Here is a 15574-nt window from a genome sequence, read left to right as displayed (position 1 = left end):
CAACGCCCGCTCACGCGGACCGTGGGCCTACGACAATTCGGCTGGTCCGGTCAGCACTTGCCGACCGGGTGAGTTCTCGCCGCCGGGTGCGCATATACAGAGGACATGGCTGTGCCCAGGCAACCGCTCTAGTGTAAGGGCGCGTTTTCCCTGGACAAAATCGGGTCGCCCGAGGCCGCGCGGTGGTGCGGATCTACGCGGGCATCGCCGGCGGCCGGCAGGCAGCCGGTAGCGGGAACCGCGAACGTCCCGCGCGCGTCCAAGTCTTGCGAACGGGTCGATACGGGAAAGGAGCCCCGATGGCCGAGGAATTGCCCGGTGCGGCCCGGGCGGGCAACGACGCGCTGCGCGCGCAGGTCGAGTCGATGCTCGAGTCCTACGAGCGGCAGCGGTCGGCGCTGGTCGCCACGCAGCAGCGCGCGGCCGAGCCGGTCACCGTGTGGTCGCCGGACAATCTGGTGCGCGTCACCGCGACCGTCACCGGGGTGCTCGAGGTGCACCTCGAGCCCGAGGCTTTCAAGCGATCCACCCCCGCGACCCTCGGCCCGGCGATCACGGCCGCGCTGCGGGAGGCGGCGGGCCGCGCCGCTGCCAAGCAGGCCGAGGCCCTGGCACCGTTCACCGACCTGCCCCTCCCCGACCTCCCCGACCTCATCCCCGGCGCTCCCGCAACAAAAGATGTTCTTGCACAACTCGATTCGTCGACCGCCGAAGATGTCACGGCGCCCGCCCCAGACTCGATCGATGACGAGGACGACTACTTCCGCAACCAGGGCTACCTCCGATGAGCACCGTCCGCATAGACCCCGAAGCCCTCCGGGCCACCCAGCCGTCCTTCGACGCCTGCGCCGCCACGATCACCACTGCCGCGAACCAGCTCACCGCGGCACTGGCCGCCGAGGGCGAATGCTGGGGCAACGACCGAACCGGCCAGGCCTTCGCCCAGAACTACACCTCCGGCGTCGAGCAGGGAAAGACCTCCGTCGCCAATCTCGCCACCACCATGACCCGGCTCGGCGCCAACCTCGTCTCCATCGCCGACCAGGTGACCGCCCAGGAAGACGCCGTCGCCGCCGGCCTCGACCGGTCCACGGGCCGCTGACCCGTGGGCATCGAGATCCCCGATTCCCTGGAGTGGGTCGCGAAGTACATCCTCGGCGCAGGCGACTGGCCCGACGGTGACGAAACCGCCATGCGCCGCCTCGCCGACGCCTGGAACTCGATGGCGGACACTCTCGACACCGTCGACGACCAGGCCGCAGCCGCGCTGAACGCCGCCCTGGCCGCCATCTCCGAGGGCGAGACCAACGCCGCGCTCGCCGCCTACCGCGACACACTCCTCGCCGGCGACGACGCCGCCTTCACCGCCATCGCGAAGTACTGCCGCTACCAGGCCGAACTCCTCGACGACGGCGCCGACGACATCGAGCACACCAAGCTCGTCATCATCGGCACCATGATCGTGGCCGCAGTCGAGATCGGCGTCGCGCTCGCCACCGCCTGGACCGGCGTCGGAGCCGCCGCCGGCGTCGCCGCCAGGGTCGCCGCCCAGGTCGCCGTCCGCATCGCGATCGAACAGCTCATCGCCCGCATGCTCACCCGCGGCGCACTGCAGGCCGCCGCCCGCGCCGCCCTCCACGGCGCCGCCTTCGAAGCACTCGAGGAAGGTGGCGTCGACGCCATCGCCCGCACCACCCAGGTCGGCAGGGGCGACCGCTCGATGGACGAATTCGGCTGGTCCGACCTCGGCCTCTCCACTTTGGCCGGCGCCGTCGGCGGCGCGGTCGGTGGCGGCCTCGGCGCCAACCTCGACGGCCTCTCCGACGCCGCCACCAGCAAACTCGGCCGAGTCGCCACCGACACCGCCACCGGAACCGGAACCGAACTCGCCGCCGATCTCGCCGCCCAGACGGCCGCCGCCGCCATCACCGGCCAGGATCTCCAGATCGGGCTCGACACCTTCACCAGTGCCGGGGCGGGCGGGATCCAGTCGGCCGTCGAGTCGAGCGGACATCCCGAAGCACCGGGCACCCCCGACCTCAGCGATTCCACCTCGCCCGCCGACACCGACTCGCCCGACGCCTCGACCTCACCGGCGGAGACAGATTCGGGCTCGCCGGCGTCCGACGAAGCACCCGATACCGGTATCTCGTCCGACGCGGAAACCCCTCCCGCAGACATCAGCACCTCACCCGCAAGTACCGAGACCGCACCCGACACCGCGGGTTCGACTGCGAGTACCGACGCCGCGCTCGGGATCGACACCCCCACCGCAGCCGCCGATACCCACACCTCGCCGCAGCACGACGCCGCACCAACACCAGCAGATGCCGGCATCACCACCTCACCTGTGGACACCGGCACCACCCCGGCGCCCGTCACCGACACGAGTCCGCACCCCATCGAGACAAGCACCTCCACAGCTCAGGACGCTGCACCGAGCGCTCGCGCACCGGACAGCAGTCCGCCGAGCACCACGGCTGCGGTATCGCCGACGCCGGACACCGACACCGGCCCCGAGGCGACTCGGTCACCTGCCCCGGACGCCACCGTTCTTAATGTCGACACCCCATCGGACGCGACCCCGGCCCCCGCCCCGATCTCACCGGCCGATCCGACCACCGCGTCACCGCTCACCCCGGACAACGCGGCCGACCCACCGCCGACCCCAGCACCCGTCACCACCGAATCTCCGGAACCACCCAGCACCTCGACCAGCCCGCCACCGACCCCACCGCCATCCCCCACACCGACGGAGATCGCGGCCGCCCAACCTGTCTCCATCCCGGCAGGCGACGCCCCTGCCGCGCCGACCACGTCCAGCGCTCCGTCGTCATCCCCAGCGTCGGTGGACACAACAGCAGCCACCACATCGTCCCCGGTCACGACCTCCCCGAGCCCGCCGACGACGAGCACACCGGCATCCACGAATCCCTCCACCGGCTTCGGCACAGCGCCTCCGGTCGCACCATCACCCACCCCTGCGCACCAGCGCGCAACCGCACCGACCGATACCGCGCTCACCCCCGCCGCACCGGGCAATCGACCAACCCCGAGCCGGTCCACCCAGCGCGAAACCGCCGCGGATACAACGCCTGCCGCAGCGCCGGGCGTCCAGTCAGGGCCGGAGCAGCCCTCGAACGGAGGAACGTCCGATGCCGGAGCCGGTACCGACACGGGAACAGGCCACGCAACTGATGCGCCAGGTCTACGGCCCCGACCGGAGATTCTCGATTCTGGAGAGCCGGCAGGGCTGGGTCTGTCAGGAGATCCTGCCTGGGGACGAGGTGCGCCGATCGGGGGTGGGCCTGGGCAGCGTGGTGATCAACAAGCACACGGGAGTGATCACCTCGCACAGCAGCCTGCCGGTCAGAATGACAGGGGAGATGTTCGACACGGCGATCGAAGCGGGCAACCCGGCACCGGGCTTCCAGGTCTATCCGAAACAGCACCGCATTCACCTGACCCAGGTGTCCGAGACCGAGAACACGATCGAGTACCAGGTACGTCAGACGGACCTCGACAACCCGCTGAACCCGGAGCTGACCCGACGGGTGCAGATCACCAAGGAACCGATCCGGCATCAACCCACCGACCGCCTGGCGGCGGAAGCGACCTCATGGGCCTACGACCAGGCCCGGCGGACGGGGACGTGGCCGCAGGAAGGGACCTTCGAGCGGTAGGCGCGCCGGTTACGCAGCACGATCTGCGGAACGCGGGGCAAGCACGCCGCGCCAGGGAACAGCTGCGCTCCAGCGGCCCGACATCCGATACCACCACAACCCTGGCCAATCCGCTGACCGGCCGGGCCTTGCCCGCCCACCGAAGCACCGGCTTCGGCCAGCCCGTCCTCGTCGTCGGCATGAACGTCCACGTGACAGGCGACAACCCCGTCGATGTGCGGCAGGTGCAGGAACGCGCCCAGCTCACGACGGACCTCGCCTTCAACCGCGGCCATCGTCTTCCCGACGGGGACTGGCTGATGGTCGACCTCGTGCCAGTCACCGACCCGGCGGCCGCCGACCTGCACCTGAACAGCGATTCTCCGAGAACCGATCCCGCCGCCATCGAAACGTCGCTCCGCGCACAGCTCGGTCTCGGCCCCGCCGAGGGCAGGGGGCTCTCGACGACCGATCTGGCTCGACTGGGCCGACAACTCGGGAGCACCCCGATGGAGTCACCAGGCACGGCGGACCGCTCGGCGCGGACCACGCCCGCCTTCGACCCCCGACGCGCACCCGAGACGGACCGTCCCGCCCCAGCACCCGCTCCGCCGATGAGCGCCGTTCCACCTGCGCCCCCGGCGGACCGAACGCCAGAATCCGACTGGGGCAGACCGAACCCGCGCCGACGTTCCGAGCCTAGCCGGTGGCGGCGGCTGTTCGGCTTCGGCGAACGCCGGCCCAGGCCCAGGCCCCGGCCCGTCATCGTGCTCCAGCAGGACCTGCCGCGGCCACCGACCGCGCCGAGACCCGAATCGGGACGGGCCGTCATCGAACCGGAGCGTCCATCCGAGGATGCGGTCGATGGCACGCCGTTCCGCGCGTCACCGCCCTTCGAGAGGCGACGGATGAACTCCGCGTTCCACGGTGAGAACGAGCCGGGCAATCCGATCTGGACATCCCCACCGAGCGCGGTGCGCTATCTCGATGCCGAGGAGCGGTCGAGATTGCGTCTCACAGTCCGGAACGGGCTGCTCGTCGATGCCGACGGCAATCCATTCGACACTCGCGTGGGTAGCACCCACTGGGGCGGTCAGGGACGCGCGATCTTCGTCATGGACGTGGACGGTAATCTCTATGCATCGAATACGCACGGACGCGGCCTGTTCCACCATTCCAGCTTTCTGGCCGGTGGTGCCGTCGCGGCCGCCGGCGAACTCCGGGTCATCGACGGGCGATTACACCTGCTGACCGATTCGAGCGGGCACTACCGCCCGGAACGCGGTCACACACTGCAGGCGATCAGCAGGCTCCGCGCGCTCGGCATCGACATGGGGGCCGTTGCGGTCGAATTCGAGGCACCCCGTTGACGGAGGAGGCAGCTGTGAGCGAGTACTGGTCCGGGGTCGTCGACGCGATCTTCTACTACACCCAGTTCGAGCGGGAACTGGACGAGCGGGTCGTGGAGCGAATCTCCCGCGCCCTGCTGAACGAGCCGATCGGGACACTGACGCCGGAACAGGAGTACGCGACACTCGCCGAGGGGCTCCGCTCGAACGCGCCGCTGCCGACATTGGTGACCATGCCCCAGCGCGACAGCGAGCTGCGCGATTTTCTGGCGCGGGTCGTTACCCGCTTGGACGAGCTTCGCCCCTGGCCGGAGTTGCCGTTCGCGGTCCTGCCGGATGACCACCTCGACCGATTCCAGGGCGCGCGGCCGATGGCCCGGATCCACCTGCCCGATCGCATTGTGCAGGAGCGCCTTGGCCGCGTCTTCCACGCCAGCCCGGACGGCGCCTTCCTGCTGCTTCGCCTGCGCTCAGGAGCCGTGATCGGCCTGTTCTGCGACGTCTGGGACGACAGCGACGACGTGATGCTGGCGAGCGCGAGTTCGGAGCTGGATCCGGAGCAGATCGCGCGGGAACTCGCGGAGTCGTCGCGGATCCCGCGGGGCGAGATCACCCTGCTCACCGCTGATGACGTCGCCGCCACCATCGCGGGCTCGCTGTACGAGACGACGCCGATTCAGCAGCGGTTCCGGGGCGAGGATCAGCCGGGCAATGCCATCTGGGGCGGAAAGCACGTGCGCTACCTGGGCGCCGAGGAGCGCCGCGAGTTCGAACTCTCCGCGCACGACGGGCGGCTGTACAACGGCCTCGGCCTCCCCTACGACACCGCGACCGCGCAGACGCTGTGGACTCCGCAGGGTGGCCGCGCGATCTTCGTGATGGACGAGTACGGCATCGTCTACTCGGCGCCGTACCACCTGCTCGGCGAGTTCCACCATTCGAGCTTCCTGGCCGGTGCGCCTGCGGCGGGGGCGGGGGAGATCGCGGTGCGCGCGGGCGAAGTACTGCTGATCTCCGATCAGAGCAGCCACTACCGGCCGGTCAGGCGATTCACCGCGCAGGTCGTCGACAGCCTGCGGAACCAGGGGCTCGACACCACCTCGATCCGGATCGAGTACCACTCACCGTCCTGATCCCGAGTGCGGAGCGGACGCCAGGGGCGCGTTTTCCGGGCGGCGTTCGTCCGCTACAGCCCCCGCTGCTCGGTGATCTCCAGACACAGCGCATCGATCATCGCTTCCCGCACGTGCGGGAGGGTGATCACGTGCGCCCGGTCGCCCTCGGTGGCGAGGTGGTAGCGGCGGCAGATGGCCTCGGCGGGACGGTCGAAGACGACCGTGACCGAGCCGGGGTGGCGCATCGGATTCGTGCCTGCGGCGGCGAGGGCGCGTTCGGCGTAGGCGGCGGTGGCGAGCGACGTGCGCGCACCGGCCTCGAGGCCCGTGATGCCCTTACCCGAGAGCGCGTACCAGAGGAGTACTCCGGCCAGCCCGGAGCGGGAGCAGCCGAGGGTGGCGTCGGTGGCGCCGACGTAGTCGCCCTCGATCGCGGTGTACACCAGATCGGCGCGGCAGAGGGCGAGGGCGCAGACCACGGGGGTGCCGAGCGCCTTGTGCATGCTGATCGCGATGCTGCCGACCTCGGGGCGGGCGAAACCCCAGGTGGGGCCGTATTCGGTGAAGGGGATGATCAGGCCGCCGAGTGCCGCGTCGAGGTGGACGTAGACCTCGCCGGCGGCGCCGGCGGCGGCGACGATCGCGTCCACGTCGTCGATCGCGCCGGTCATGGTGGTGGAGAGGGTGGCGACCACGATGGCGCCGCGGCCGGCGTCCCGACGGCAGGCGGCCGCGAGCGCGGCGGGGTCCATGCGGCCGGTGGCGTCGGCGTCGACCACGACCAGCTCGCGGCGCATGAGCCGGGCGGCCTTGCGGATCGAGTAGTGCGCGGCGCCGCTGCAGTAGATCTTCGCGTCGGGCAGCGCGACGCAGCCGCGGTCGAGGCCGAACAGGTTGGCCTCGCTGCCCGACGCGGCGATGTAGCCGTAGGTCTCGTCGGGCGCCCCGTTGGCGAGCCGGGCAATGGCGTCGACGACGGCGCACTCCATCGGCTTGGAGCTGATTCCGGCCTTGTCCGGGCTGCGCGGGTCGCCGAGGTTGTTGACGAAGATGTCGAGGATTCCGGCGAGCTCGCTGAAGTGGAAATCCATATTGGTGGGAAAGCCGAGAAAGCGCGGCTTCTCGGCCAGCATGCCCGCGATGAAGGACTCGGTCAGCTGCCCGAGCTCACCGGAGGGGCGGGGCAGCGCGCCGATCGCGTACTCGTCGAGAAACGGTGCGGCAGTGCGGGAAAGAGTGTTCACAGCTCTCCGGTGCGTGCGTCGGGCGGACCGCGGCAACGCTAGTGACAGCCACTGTCACAACGGTGAATGGGTCGTGAACAAAGCACCGTTATGCCCGGTTTCACACCGAGTCAGGCAGAAAGCAGAACAGGGACCCGAGCCGTGGCTCGGGTCCCTGTTCGGGGGGAGATCAGCTCACCAGGAGCTCTTGTGCACGCCCGGCAGCTCACCGCGGTGCGCCATCTCGCGCAGGCAGATGCGGCAGAGCCCGAACTTGCGGTAGACCGCGTGCGGACGGCCGCACCGCTGGCAGCGGGTGTATCCGCGCACCGCGAACTTCGGCTTCGAGTTGGCCTTGTTGACCAGCGCTTTCTTCGCCATGTGCTCAGTTCTCCTTGAACGGGAAGCCGAGGTGCTTGAGCAGGGCACGGCCTTCTTCGTTGTTGGTCGCCGTGGTCACGACGGTGATGTCCATGCCGCGCGGGCGGTCGATGCGGTCCACGTCGATCTCGTGGAACATGGACTGCTCGCTGAGGCCGAAGGTGTAGTTGCCGTTGCCGTCGAACTGCTTCGGCGAGAGGCCGCGGAAGTCGCGGATACGGGGCAGCGCGATGGAGACCAGGCGGTCCAGGAACTCCCACATGCGGTCGCCGCGCAGCGTCACCTTGGCGCCGATGGGCATGCCCTCGCGCAGCTTGAACTGCGCGATCGACTTGGTGGCCTTGCGGATGATCGGCTTCTGGCCGGTGATCAGGGCCAGGTCGTCGACGGCGCCGTTGATCAGCTTGGCGTCGCGGGCGGCGTCGCCGACACCCATGTTGACGACGACCTTCACCACGCCGGGGATCTGCATCACATTGGCGTAGTCGAACTCGGAGTTCAGCGCGTCCTTGATCTCCTCGCGGTAGCGGAGCTTCAGGCGCGGCTGGGTCTTCTCGGTGGTGGTCATGATCAGATGTCCTTCCCGTTGCGACGGGAGATGCGGACGCGCTTGCCGGTCTCGTCATCGGTGCGGTAGCCGATGCGGCTCGGCTTGCCGTCGGAATCCACGACCATCACGTTCGAGACGTGGATGGAGGCCTCCTGCGTGACGATGCCGCCGGAGGAGGCGCCGCGCTCGTTGGCGGAGTTCGCGACATGCTTCTTGATCCGGTTCACGCCTTCGACGAGGACCCGGTTCTGCGTCGGGAAGGCCTGGATGACCTTGCCCTTCGCGCCCTTGTCCTTACCGGAGATCACGAGCACGGTGTCGCCCTTGTGCACCTTCATGGTCAGAGCACCTCCGGGGCCAGCGAGACGATCTTCATGAACTTCTTCTCGCGCAGCTCGCGGCCGACGGGGCCGAAGATGCGGGTGCCGCGCGGATCGTTGTCCGGCTTGATGAGGACGGCGGCGTTCTCGTCGAATTTGATGTAGGAACCGTCCGGACGGCGGCGCTCCTTGGTGGTGCGCACGACGACGGCCTTGACCACCTCACCCCGCTTGACGTTGCCGCCGGGGATGGCGTCCTTGACGGTGGCGACGATGATGTCGCCGATACCGGCATAGCGGCGCGACGAGCCACCGAGCACGCGGATGCAGAGAATTTCCTTCGCACCCGTGTTGTCGGCGACGCGCAGCCGCGACTCCTGCTGAATCACTTCAGCAACCTTTCGTTGACCTGGACATGAAGCACGCCGGATTTCCGACCCGACGGGCGTGGTCGGCTGCCCTCCGACGCGCGCCTGCCAGTGGTTCTCCGAGGTTCCGGAGCCGCCGCTGGGGGTTCACTGCCGAATTGCGGGGGCACGGCCTCCGCAGGCAACCGCACTAGTGTATGGGAAGCACCTGGCCCGGTCGAAATCGGGGGTGGCGGGGTAGCCTCGCGCGGGTGAGGTGCGCCGGTCGGGCGCCGACGACGGGATGCGGCGGGCGGTCGCATCGGATAGGGGAATCCTGGTGACTGCATCCGGCCGGTTGGACCGGCGCGCGTTCCTGGTCGCGCTCGGTGTCGTGCCCGCGGCCGTCTACCTGGCGTCCTGCTCCGCGGAGGAGGCGCCGGTGCGCCTGACCGGGGTGGACATGGGCGGCGCCGACGACGCCATCCGGCCGCAGGACGACCTCTACCGGCACGTCAACGGGCGCTGGCTGCGCGAGTTCCAGCTGCCGCCGGACAAGGCGCAGGTCGGCGCGATCACCGAGGCGACCGAGCGCACCGAGTTGCAGCTGCGCGAGCTCATCGAGAGCATCGCCGACCCGGCGCCGGGCTCGGAGGCGCAGCAGATCCGCGACCTCTACGACGCCAGGCTCGACCTGGCCGGGATCGAGGCGCTCGGGTTGACCCCGCTGGCCGGATTGTTCGAGCAGATCGACCGGGCGCCGGGCAAGCCGGAGCTGGCGAAGGTGATGGCCGCGCTGCCGATCGGCGGGCTGATCGGCATGGGCATCGGCATCGACCGGAAGAACTCGACCCAGTACATCCCCAGCATCGGGCAGTCCGGGCTCGGCCTCGACGAGCAGTACTACCGCAAGCCGGAGTTCGCCGAGGACCTGGCCGGCTACCAGACCTACCTGCAGAAGGTCGCGGCGGGCGCCGGGCTGCCCGACCCGGCCGGGGTGGCGCAGCGGCTGCTCGACCTGGAGAAGCGGATCGCCGCCGCGCACTGGGACAACGTCCGGCTGCGCGACACCGACGCCACCTACAACCTGATGTCCTGGACCGAGCTGACGGCGCTCGCGCCGCAGTTCGACTGGGAGCCGTGGCTGGCCGGGAACACCGCCCGGCCGAAGTCGCTCTTCGACAAGATCGTGGTGGGGCAGCCCTCCTTCGTGACCGCGGCCGGTGCGCTGTGGGCGGAGGTGGATATCGCGGTCTGGCGCGACTACCTGAAGCTGAGCGTGATCCAGGCCTACGCCCGGTTCCTGCCCGCCGCCATCGCGGATGCCCGCTTCGACTTCTTCGGCAAGCAGCTCAGCGGGCTGGAGCAGAAGCCGGAGATGTGGAAGTCGGCGGTCGGGGTGGTCGACTCCAACCTCGGCGAGCAGCTCGGCAAGCTGTATGTGGAGAAGCATTTCCCGGCCGGGGCCAAGGAGCGCGCCCTCGTCATGGTCGACGACCTGATGGCGGCCTATCGGGAGAACTTCACCAATTCGTCCTGGATGTCCGAGCCGACCAGGCGCGAGGCGCTGGCCAAGCTGGAGAAGATCGACACCAAGATCGGCTACCCGGACAAGTGGGTGGACTACTCGACGCTGGAGATCACCCGGGGCAAGCTCGTGGAGTCGCTGCTCGCGGTGAACGCGTTCGAGGTGAAGCGGGCCTTCGCCCGGCTCGGCACGCCGGTGGACAAGAGCGAGTGGGCGATGTCGCCGCAGACGGTGAACGCCTACTACTCGGCGACCACCAACCAGATCGTCTTCCCCGCCGCCTACCTGCAGCCGCCGTTCTTCGACAAGGACGCGCTGGACGCGGTGAACTACGGCGCGGTCGGCTCGACCATCGGCCACGAGATCGGGCACGGCTTCGACGACCAGGGCTCCAAGTACGACGGCGACGGCAACCGCCGCGACTGGTGGACCCCGGCGGACCTGGACGCCTTCGAGGCCAAGACCGACCAGCTCGTCGCCCAGTACGACGTGCTGGTGCCGGAGGGGCTGGAGCCGAGCCAGCACGTGGACGGCCGGCTCACCGTCGGCGAGAACCTGGCCGACGTGCGCGGGCTGCAGATCGCCTTCGCCGCCTACCGCCGCGCCGCCGAGCGCGCCGGGCAGCAGCCGGACTACCGCACGATGTTCTTCTCCTGGGCCCGCAACTGGCGGGAGAAGATGACCGAGGCGGTGGCGGTGCGGATGCTGCAGGACACGCACGCGCCCGGCGAGTTCCGCTGCAACCAGGTGGTGCGCAATGTCGCGGAGTTCTACCAGACCTTCGAGGTGAAGGACGGGGACAAGCTGTTCCTGCCGGAGGATCAGCGGGTCAGCCTGCTCTGAGCTCGGCGATCAGCAGGCGGTAGCCGAGGTCGAGTTCGGTGCGGTCGAGCAGGTCGGCGTGGCGGCGGTGCCAGCTGCCGTCGGCGAGGTCGGCGGCGAGCCGGTCGAGGCCGGTGCGGAGTTCGGGCTCCGGGGTGAGGCTGAACATGGAGGCGCCCGCCCGGACCAGCGGGTCGAGGTACGCCTCCGGGCGGCGCCAGAAGGCGCAGCCGAAGCCGTCGGCGCAGTCCCACGGCACCGGCACCGGGTGCACGGCCGCGCCGAGCCGCTCGGCGACCTCGGCGACCGGCACCGCGAGCGCGGCGTCGGTCGCCGCGGCGGCGGGCAGGTAGTCGCGGAGCAGCCAGAAATCGGCGGTGACGGTGTGGTCCCAGGTGAGCACGACGACCCGCCTCCGGGCCACCCGGCGCAGCTCGGCCAGCCCGGCGGGGATATCGGTCCAGTGGTGCACGGTGAGCACCGCGAGCGCGGCGTCCACCGAATCGTCGCGCAGCGGAAGGGCTTCCGCGACGCCGCGCACCGCGGGCGGCGCGCCGGGCGGGCGCTGGCCGATCATGACCGCGCTCGGCTCGACCGCGAGCACGGTGCCGGGCGGTTCGTAGGAGCCGGTGCCGGCGCCGACGTTCAGCACGCTGCGCGCGGGGCCGAGCGCGGCGCGCAGCCGGGCCGCGATCCGCGGATCGGGGCGGCGGGTGGCGGTGTAGGTGCGGCCGGTGCGGTCGTAGCGAGCATCTGCCATCGATGGAGTGAAGCAGACCGCGGCGCTCGTCGCCTACGGTCCCGATCACCGGGCACCCTGCCCGGAACGGAGGGAGAAGCGGTGCGCATCGCGGTGCTCGTGGCAGCGGCCCTGCTGCTGGTCGGTTGCCAGCTGCCGGAGCGAAGTGTCGATGGGGCGGTGCGGGTGCCGCACGCGCAGGGCGAGACCGTGCTCGAGCGGACGCCGGTCCGGGTGGTGGCGCTCGGGGCGCAGTGGTCGGACGCGGCGCTCGCCCTCGGCGTGCCGCCGGTGGGGCAGCTGACCGACGTGGCGGGGACGGTGGCGCCCTGGCGGTCGAGCGCGGGGTCATCGACCGGCATCGACCCGGCGAAACCACTGGGTCAGCAGGTCAAGGAGCTGCGACCGGATCTGATCCTGCTGGAGGGCGCGCTCGGTTCGCCGAGTACGTACCTGGAGATGACCTCGATCGCGCCGACCGTCCCCGCGCTGGACGCCGCGCCGGTCGGGCGCTGGCGGGACCAGGTGCGCACGCTGGGCGCGGCACTGCGCGAGCCGGACGAGGCGGACGAGGTGATCGCGGCGGTCGACCGCAGGCTGGACCGGTTCGCGGCGGGCGGGGTGCGCGGGCGCACGGTAGCGGTGGCGTGGCTGGCCGGGCCGGGGCAGCTCATCGTGTCCGTCGACCCGGCCGCGCCCGCGCTGGAGCTCTTCACCCGGCTCGGCATGCGGCTCCCGGACGCACTCGCGGCGCTCCCCGCCGACCAGGGCCGGGTGCTGCTCCCGGTGGACCGGCTCGCCGAGCTGAGCGCCGACGTCCTGGTCATCGGCCACTCCCCCGGCACGGGCTCGGACGCCGCCGCGCTCCCCGGCTACGGCGAGCTCGGCGCCGCGAAGAACGGCACCGCGGTGCTGCTCGACCCGGTAGAGCTGGCCGGGCTGGAGTACCCGACCGCCCTTTCCGTCCCCTACCTGCTGAACCGCATCGAGCCTGCCCTCCAGCGGGCTGCGGGCTGAGGTCGGCCGTTCACTGCCGGGCGGCCGCTCGGTACCCGCGCACCGCGAGGAACCCGAAGACCGCGGTGAGCCCCACCGACCACGCGACGGTCTGCGCCAGCGGCGTCGCGACCGGGCCACCGAGCAGCAGCCCGCGCATCGCCTCCACCGCGCAGCTGATCGGCTGACCCCGGACGATCGGCTGCAACCACTCCGGGTAGTTCTGCACCGGCACGAACCCGGAGTTGAAGAACATGGCGAGCAGCAGCACGGCGGCGAAGATCTGCACCACCTTGTCGCCGATCGCGCTGACCCCGACCACGATGACCATCGGGGTGAAGCCCGCGATCACCAGCACCGGGACCAGCAGCGCGCCGAGTGCACCCAGCACGCCCTCGTGGAAGCGCAGCCCGAGCAGCACGCCGACCACCAGGACGACGACGGTGGCGGCGAGCGCCCGCGCGCACTCGGCGAGCAACCGGCCGATCAGCCCCGCCGAGCGATGGATCGGCAGCACCCAGAAGCGGCGCAGTAGCCCGCTCTGCCGCTCGCCGTAGAGCGAGAGCCCGGTGCCGGTGGCGCCGTACATGGCGCCCGCCACCGCGATCATCGGCACGAAGCCGTAGATCGGCTCCGCCCCGCCGGGCGGGGTGAGCGACTTGCCGAGCACCAGTTCGAACATGAGCAGCAGCAGGATCGGCAGCAGCAGCGTGGTGGTGAGCACCTCCTGCTGCCTGCTCCAGCGGCGCAGCAGCCTGCCGGTCTCGACCAGGCTCTGATCGATCAGGGTGGTCACCGCCTTCGCCTCCGCTCGACTCGAACGGCCGCGGTGGCGGCCAGCAGCACCAGCCCGGCCACCCAGGCCGTCGCCACCGCGGTGGTCGCGGTGGCCCTGCCCTCGGCCAGCTCGCGGAGCGCCCCCGCCACCTGGGAGACCGGCTGGTTCCGCACGAAGGGCTGGATCCAGCCGGGGAACCCATCGGCCGGGACGAAACCGGTCGACATCATGAGCAGCAGCAGCTGCGGCGCGAAGAGCACCGTCGCGCCCAGCTCCGGATTGGCGGTGGCGGTGCCGAGCGCGTCGGCGGCCAGGATGACCGCGGTGCCGAAGGCCAGCGTGAGCAGCACGAAGGCGAGCGTGTGGCCGGACCCGTCGAAGCGGAACCCGAACAGCGTGCCGACCACGAGCGCACCGGCCAGGGCGGCGAGCGCGCGCACCAGGTTGGCCGAGATCCGCGCGGCGGGCGGCACCCAGGCGCGCACCGGCATGGCCCGCAGCCGGGTTCCCATGCCGCCCTGCACCTCCCGCGCGGCGCGGTCGCCGGCGAACATGGCGGTGAAGAACATGGCCTGCACCACGATGAGCGGCGCCAGGTACTGCGCGTAGTCGATGCCGCCCGCCTCCATGGAGCGGCGCAGCGGCACGTAGATGCAGACGAAGAAGGTGAGCGGGGAGGCGAAGGCGAGGATCAGGTCGCCCTCGCGCAGCGCGGCCCTGATGCCGCGCTCGCTGAGCGCGGTCCACTGCAGGCTCGCGGGCACCCGCTCGACGGCGGCCGTCACGCGGGCACCTCGGCGGGTTTCTTGGTCAGCTCGATGAAGACCTCGTCGAGCGAGGGGCGGCGCAGCGCGATATCGATCAGCGGGATGCCTGCCGCCTCCAGCCTGCGCAGCGCCTCGGAGAGGGTGGCGGCGCCGTCCGGGGCGGGGATCGAGACCCGGTCGGCGGTCGCGGCGACGGTGGGGGTGCCGAGCCCGGCGAGCACCTCGGTGGCGGCGGCAAGCTGGGTGATGTCCTCCGGGACGACCTCGCAGAAGCTGGCGCCGGAGCGCGCCTTGAGCTGGTCGGCGCTGCCCTCGGCGATCACGGTGCCCCGGTCGACGACGATGATGTTGTCGCTGAGGACGTCCGCCTCCTCCAGGTACTGGGTGGTGAGCAGGATGGTGACGCCCTGCTCCTTGAGTTCGCGCACCAGCGTCCACAGGCTCTGCCTGGACACCGGGTCGAGCCCGGTGGTCGGCTCGTCCAGGAAGACCACCTTCGGCGGGCGGACCAGGCCGCAGGCGATATCGATCCGCCTGCGCATGCCGCCGGAGTACTGCCCGACCCGCCGATCGGCCGAATCTTCCAGGTCGAAGCGGGCGAGCAGTTCGTCGGCCTTCGCCCGAGCGGCCTTGCGGCGCAGCCCCATCAGCCTTCCGAAGAGCACCAGGTTCTCCCGGCCGGTGAGCATCTCGTCCAGCGCGGCGTACTGGCCGGTGAGCATGATCGAGTTGCGCACCGCGTCGGGTTCGCGCACCACGTCGAACCCGGCGACGGTCGCCCGGCCGGAATCCGGCACGACCAGGGTGGAGAGCACCGAGACGGTGGTGGTCTTGCCCGCGCCGTTCGGCCCGAGCACGCCGAGCACGCTGCCCGCGGGGACGCTGAAGCTGATCCCGCGTAGCGCGTGTACCTCGCCGAAGCGCTTCTGCACCGAGTCGACCACGATGGCCGGGTCGGCGCTACTTCCTGTCACGTCGTGCTCCCCTTCCGGAAATG

Annotated in this window: 17 protein-coding genes; 7 read left to right on the top strand and 10 right to left on the bottom strand. The window is 70.6% G+C overall.

Features of this window, described 5'->3' with window-relative positions; translation table 11 throughout:
• The first annotated feature begins 299 nt into the window (after positions 1-299).
• Entirely contained in the window at positions 300-788 is a 489-nt protein-coding gene (locus tag ACFUJ1_RS11650) for a YbaB/EbfC family nucleoid-associated protein (RefSeq protein ID WP_378644894.1), read from the top strand.
• On the top strand, positions 785-1102 hold the full coding sequence (locus ACFUJ1_RS11645; RefSeq protein WP_378644892.1) for a WXG100 family type VII secretion target: 318 nt from the start codon (positions 785-787) through the stop codon (positions 1100-1102). Before ACFUJ1_RS11650 ends, ACFUJ1_RS11645 begins: the two co-directional genes overlap by 4 nt.
• 1322 nt (positions 1103-2424) lie before the next feature.
• On the opposite strand, the gene ACFUJ1_RS11640 is transcribed toward ACFUJ1_RS11645, so the two are convergent.
• Entirely contained in the window at positions 2425-2952 is a 528-nt protein-coding gene (locus ACFUJ1_RS11640) for a hypothetical protein (protein ID WP_378645002.1), read from the bottom strand.
• A gap of 203 nt (positions 2953-3155) precedes the next feature.
• Between ACFUJ1_RS11640 and ACFUJ1_RS11635 the strand changes: the two genes are divergently transcribed.
• Genes ACFUJ1_RS11635 through ACFUJ1_RS11625 form a run of 3 tightly spaced genes read left to right on the top strand, consistent with a single transcriptional unit; the run spans position 3156 to position 6144 of the window.
• Entirely contained in the window at positions 3156-3683 is a 528-nt protein-coding gene (locus ACFUJ1_RS11635; RefSeq protein ID WP_378645000.1) for a hypothetical protein, read from the top strand.
• Positions 3653-5032 carry a hypothetical protein gene (locus ACFUJ1_RS11630; protein WP_378644999.1) on the top strand — a complete coding sequence of 460 codons (1380 nt, stop codon included), beginning with the start codon at positions 3653-3655 and terminating at the stop codon, positions 5030-5032. The genes ACFUJ1_RS11635 and ACFUJ1_RS11630 overlap by 31 nt, the downstream gene beginning before the upstream one ends.
• A gap of 14 nt (positions 5033-5046) precedes the next feature.
• On the top strand, positions 5047-6144 hold the full coding sequence (locus ACFUJ1_RS11625) for a hypothetical protein (RefSeq protein ID WP_378644891.1): 1098 nt from the start codon (positions 5047-5049) through the stop codon (positions 6142-6144).
• A gap of 53 nt (positions 6145-6197) precedes the next feature.
• Here ACFUJ1_RS11625 and ACFUJ1_RS11620 read toward each other — a convergent pair whose 3' ends face one another.
• The 5 genes from ACFUJ1_RS11620 to rplN form a co-directional block, all read right to left on the bottom strand.
• Positions 6198-7370, bottom strand: a complete 1173-nt coding sequence (locus ACFUJ1_RS11620) for an aminotransferase class I/II-fold pyridoxal phosphate-dependent enzyme (protein WP_378644889.1) — start codon at positions 7368-7370, stop codon at positions 6198-6200.
• A 174-nt stretch (positions 7371-7544) separates the two neighbouring features.
• Complete coding sequence (locus ACFUJ1_RS11615) at positions 7545-7730, bottom strand: type Z 30S ribosomal protein S14 (protein ID WP_233016042.1); 186 nt, start codon at positions 7728-7730, stop codon at positions 7545-7547.
• Positions 7731-7734: 4 nt separating this feature from the next.
• Positions 7735-8298, bottom strand: a complete 564-nt coding sequence (rplE, locus tag ACFUJ1_RS11610; RefSeq protein ID WP_378644888.1) for a 50S ribosomal protein L5 — start codon at positions 8296-8298, stop codon at positions 7735-7737.
• Between the two features lie 2 nt (positions 8299-8300).
• Positions 8301-8618, bottom strand: a complete 318-nt coding sequence (gene rplX, locus ACFUJ1_RS11605; protein WP_378644886.1) for a 50S ribosomal protein L24 — start codon at positions 8616-8618, stop codon at positions 8301-8303.
• 2 nt (positions 8619-8620) lie between these two features.
• Positions 8621-8989, bottom strand: coding sequence for a 50S ribosomal protein L14 (gene rplN, locus ACFUJ1_RS11600; RefSeq protein WP_378644885.1), 369 nt, complete (start codon positions 8987-8989; stop codon positions 8621-8623).
• 298 nt (positions 8990-9287) lie between these two features.
• Between rplN and ACFUJ1_RS11595 the strand changes: the two genes are divergently transcribed.
• Positions 9288-11318, top strand: a complete 2031-nt coding sequence (locus ACFUJ1_RS11595) for a M13 family metallopeptidase (RefSeq protein ID WP_378644883.1) — start codon at positions 9288-9290, stop codon at positions 11316-11318.
• Here the strand turns inward: ACFUJ1_RS11595 and ACFUJ1_RS11590 are convergent.
• Positions 11305-12057, bottom strand: a complete 753-nt coding sequence (locus ACFUJ1_RS11590; protein WP_378644881.1) for a class I SAM-dependent methyltransferase — start codon at positions 12055-12057, stop codon at positions 11305-11307. The two genes, ACFUJ1_RS11595 and ACFUJ1_RS11590, sit on opposite strands and share 14 nt — an antisense overlap.
• A gap of 81 nt (positions 12058-12138) precedes the next feature.
• Between ACFUJ1_RS11590 and ACFUJ1_RS11585 the strand changes: the two genes are divergently transcribed.
• Positions 12139-13053, top strand: a complete 915-nt coding sequence (locus tag ACFUJ1_RS11585; protein WP_378644880.1) for an ABC transporter substrate-binding protein — start codon at positions 12139-12141, stop codon at positions 13051-13053.
• A 10-nt stretch (positions 13054-13063) separates the two neighbouring features.
• On the opposite strand, the gene ACFUJ1_RS11580 is transcribed toward ACFUJ1_RS11585, so the two are convergent.
• Genes ACFUJ1_RS11580 through ACFUJ1_RS11570 form a run of 3 tightly spaced genes read right to left on the bottom strand, consistent with a single transcriptional unit; the run spans position 13064 to position 15551 of the window.
• The gene (locus ACFUJ1_RS11580; protein WP_378644878.1) at positions 13064-13828 is read right to left on the bottom strand and encodes an ABC transporter permease; all 765 of its coding nucleotides are present in this window, start codon (positions 13826-13828) and stop codon (positions 13064-13066) included.
• Positions 13825-14595: an ABC transporter permease gene (locus tag ACFUJ1_RS11575; RefSeq protein WP_378644877.1), complete on the bottom strand. Its 771-nt coding sequence runs from the start codon at positions 14593-14595 to the stop codon at positions 13825-13827. The genes ACFUJ1_RS11580 and ACFUJ1_RS11575 overlap by 4 nt, the downstream gene beginning before the upstream one ends.
• A complete protein-coding gene (locus ACFUJ1_RS11570; protein WP_378644875.1) occupies positions 14592-15551 on the bottom strand; it encodes an ATP-binding cassette domain-containing protein in 960 nt (319 codons plus the stop codon). The genes ACFUJ1_RS11575 and ACFUJ1_RS11570 overlap by 4 nt, the downstream gene beginning before the upstream one ends.
• Positions 15552-15574: the final 23 nt, after the last annotated feature.

This window comes from Nocardia sp. NPDC057227 (genome assembly GCF_042669725.1).
Lineage (GTDB): Bacteria > Actinomycetota > Actinomycetes > Mycobacteriales > Mycobacteriaceae > Nocardia > Nocardia asteroides_A.
The sequence above is the reverse complement of the archived record's forward strand: the minus strand, read 5'-3'. Positions and strand labels throughout refer to the sequence as shown.

Excerpts from the sequence above, each read along its gene's own strand:
- ACFUJ1_RS11650 (WP_378644894.1), top strand. The coding sequence starts at position 300 with ATGGCCGAGGAATTGCCCGGTGCGGCCCGGGCGGGCAACGACGCGCTG.
- ACFUJ1_RS11645 (WP_378644892.1), top strand. The coding sequence starts at position 785 with ATGAGCACCGTCCGCATAGACCCCGAAGCCCTCCGGGCCACCCAGCCG.
- ACFUJ1_RS11635 (WP_378645000.1), top strand. The coding sequence starts at position 3,156 with ATGCCGGAGCCGGTACCGACACGGGAACAGGCCACGCAACTGATGCGC.
- ACFUJ1_RS11615 (WP_233016042.1), bottom strand. The coding sequence starts at position 7,730 with ATGGCGAAGAAAGCGCTGGTCAACAAGGCCAACTCGAAGCCGAAGTTC.
- rplE (WP_378644888.1), bottom strand. The coding sequence starts at position 8,298 with ATGACCACCACCGAGAAGACCCAGCCGCGCCTGAAGCTCCGCTACCGC.
- rplX (WP_378644886.1), bottom strand. The coding sequence starts at position 8,618 with ATGAAGGTGCACAAGGGCGACACCGTGCTCGTGATCTCCGGTAAGGAC.
- ACFUJ1_RS11590 (WP_378644881.1), bottom strand. The coding sequence starts at position 12,057 with ATGGCAGATGCTCGCTACGACCGCACCGGCCGCACCTACACCGCCACC.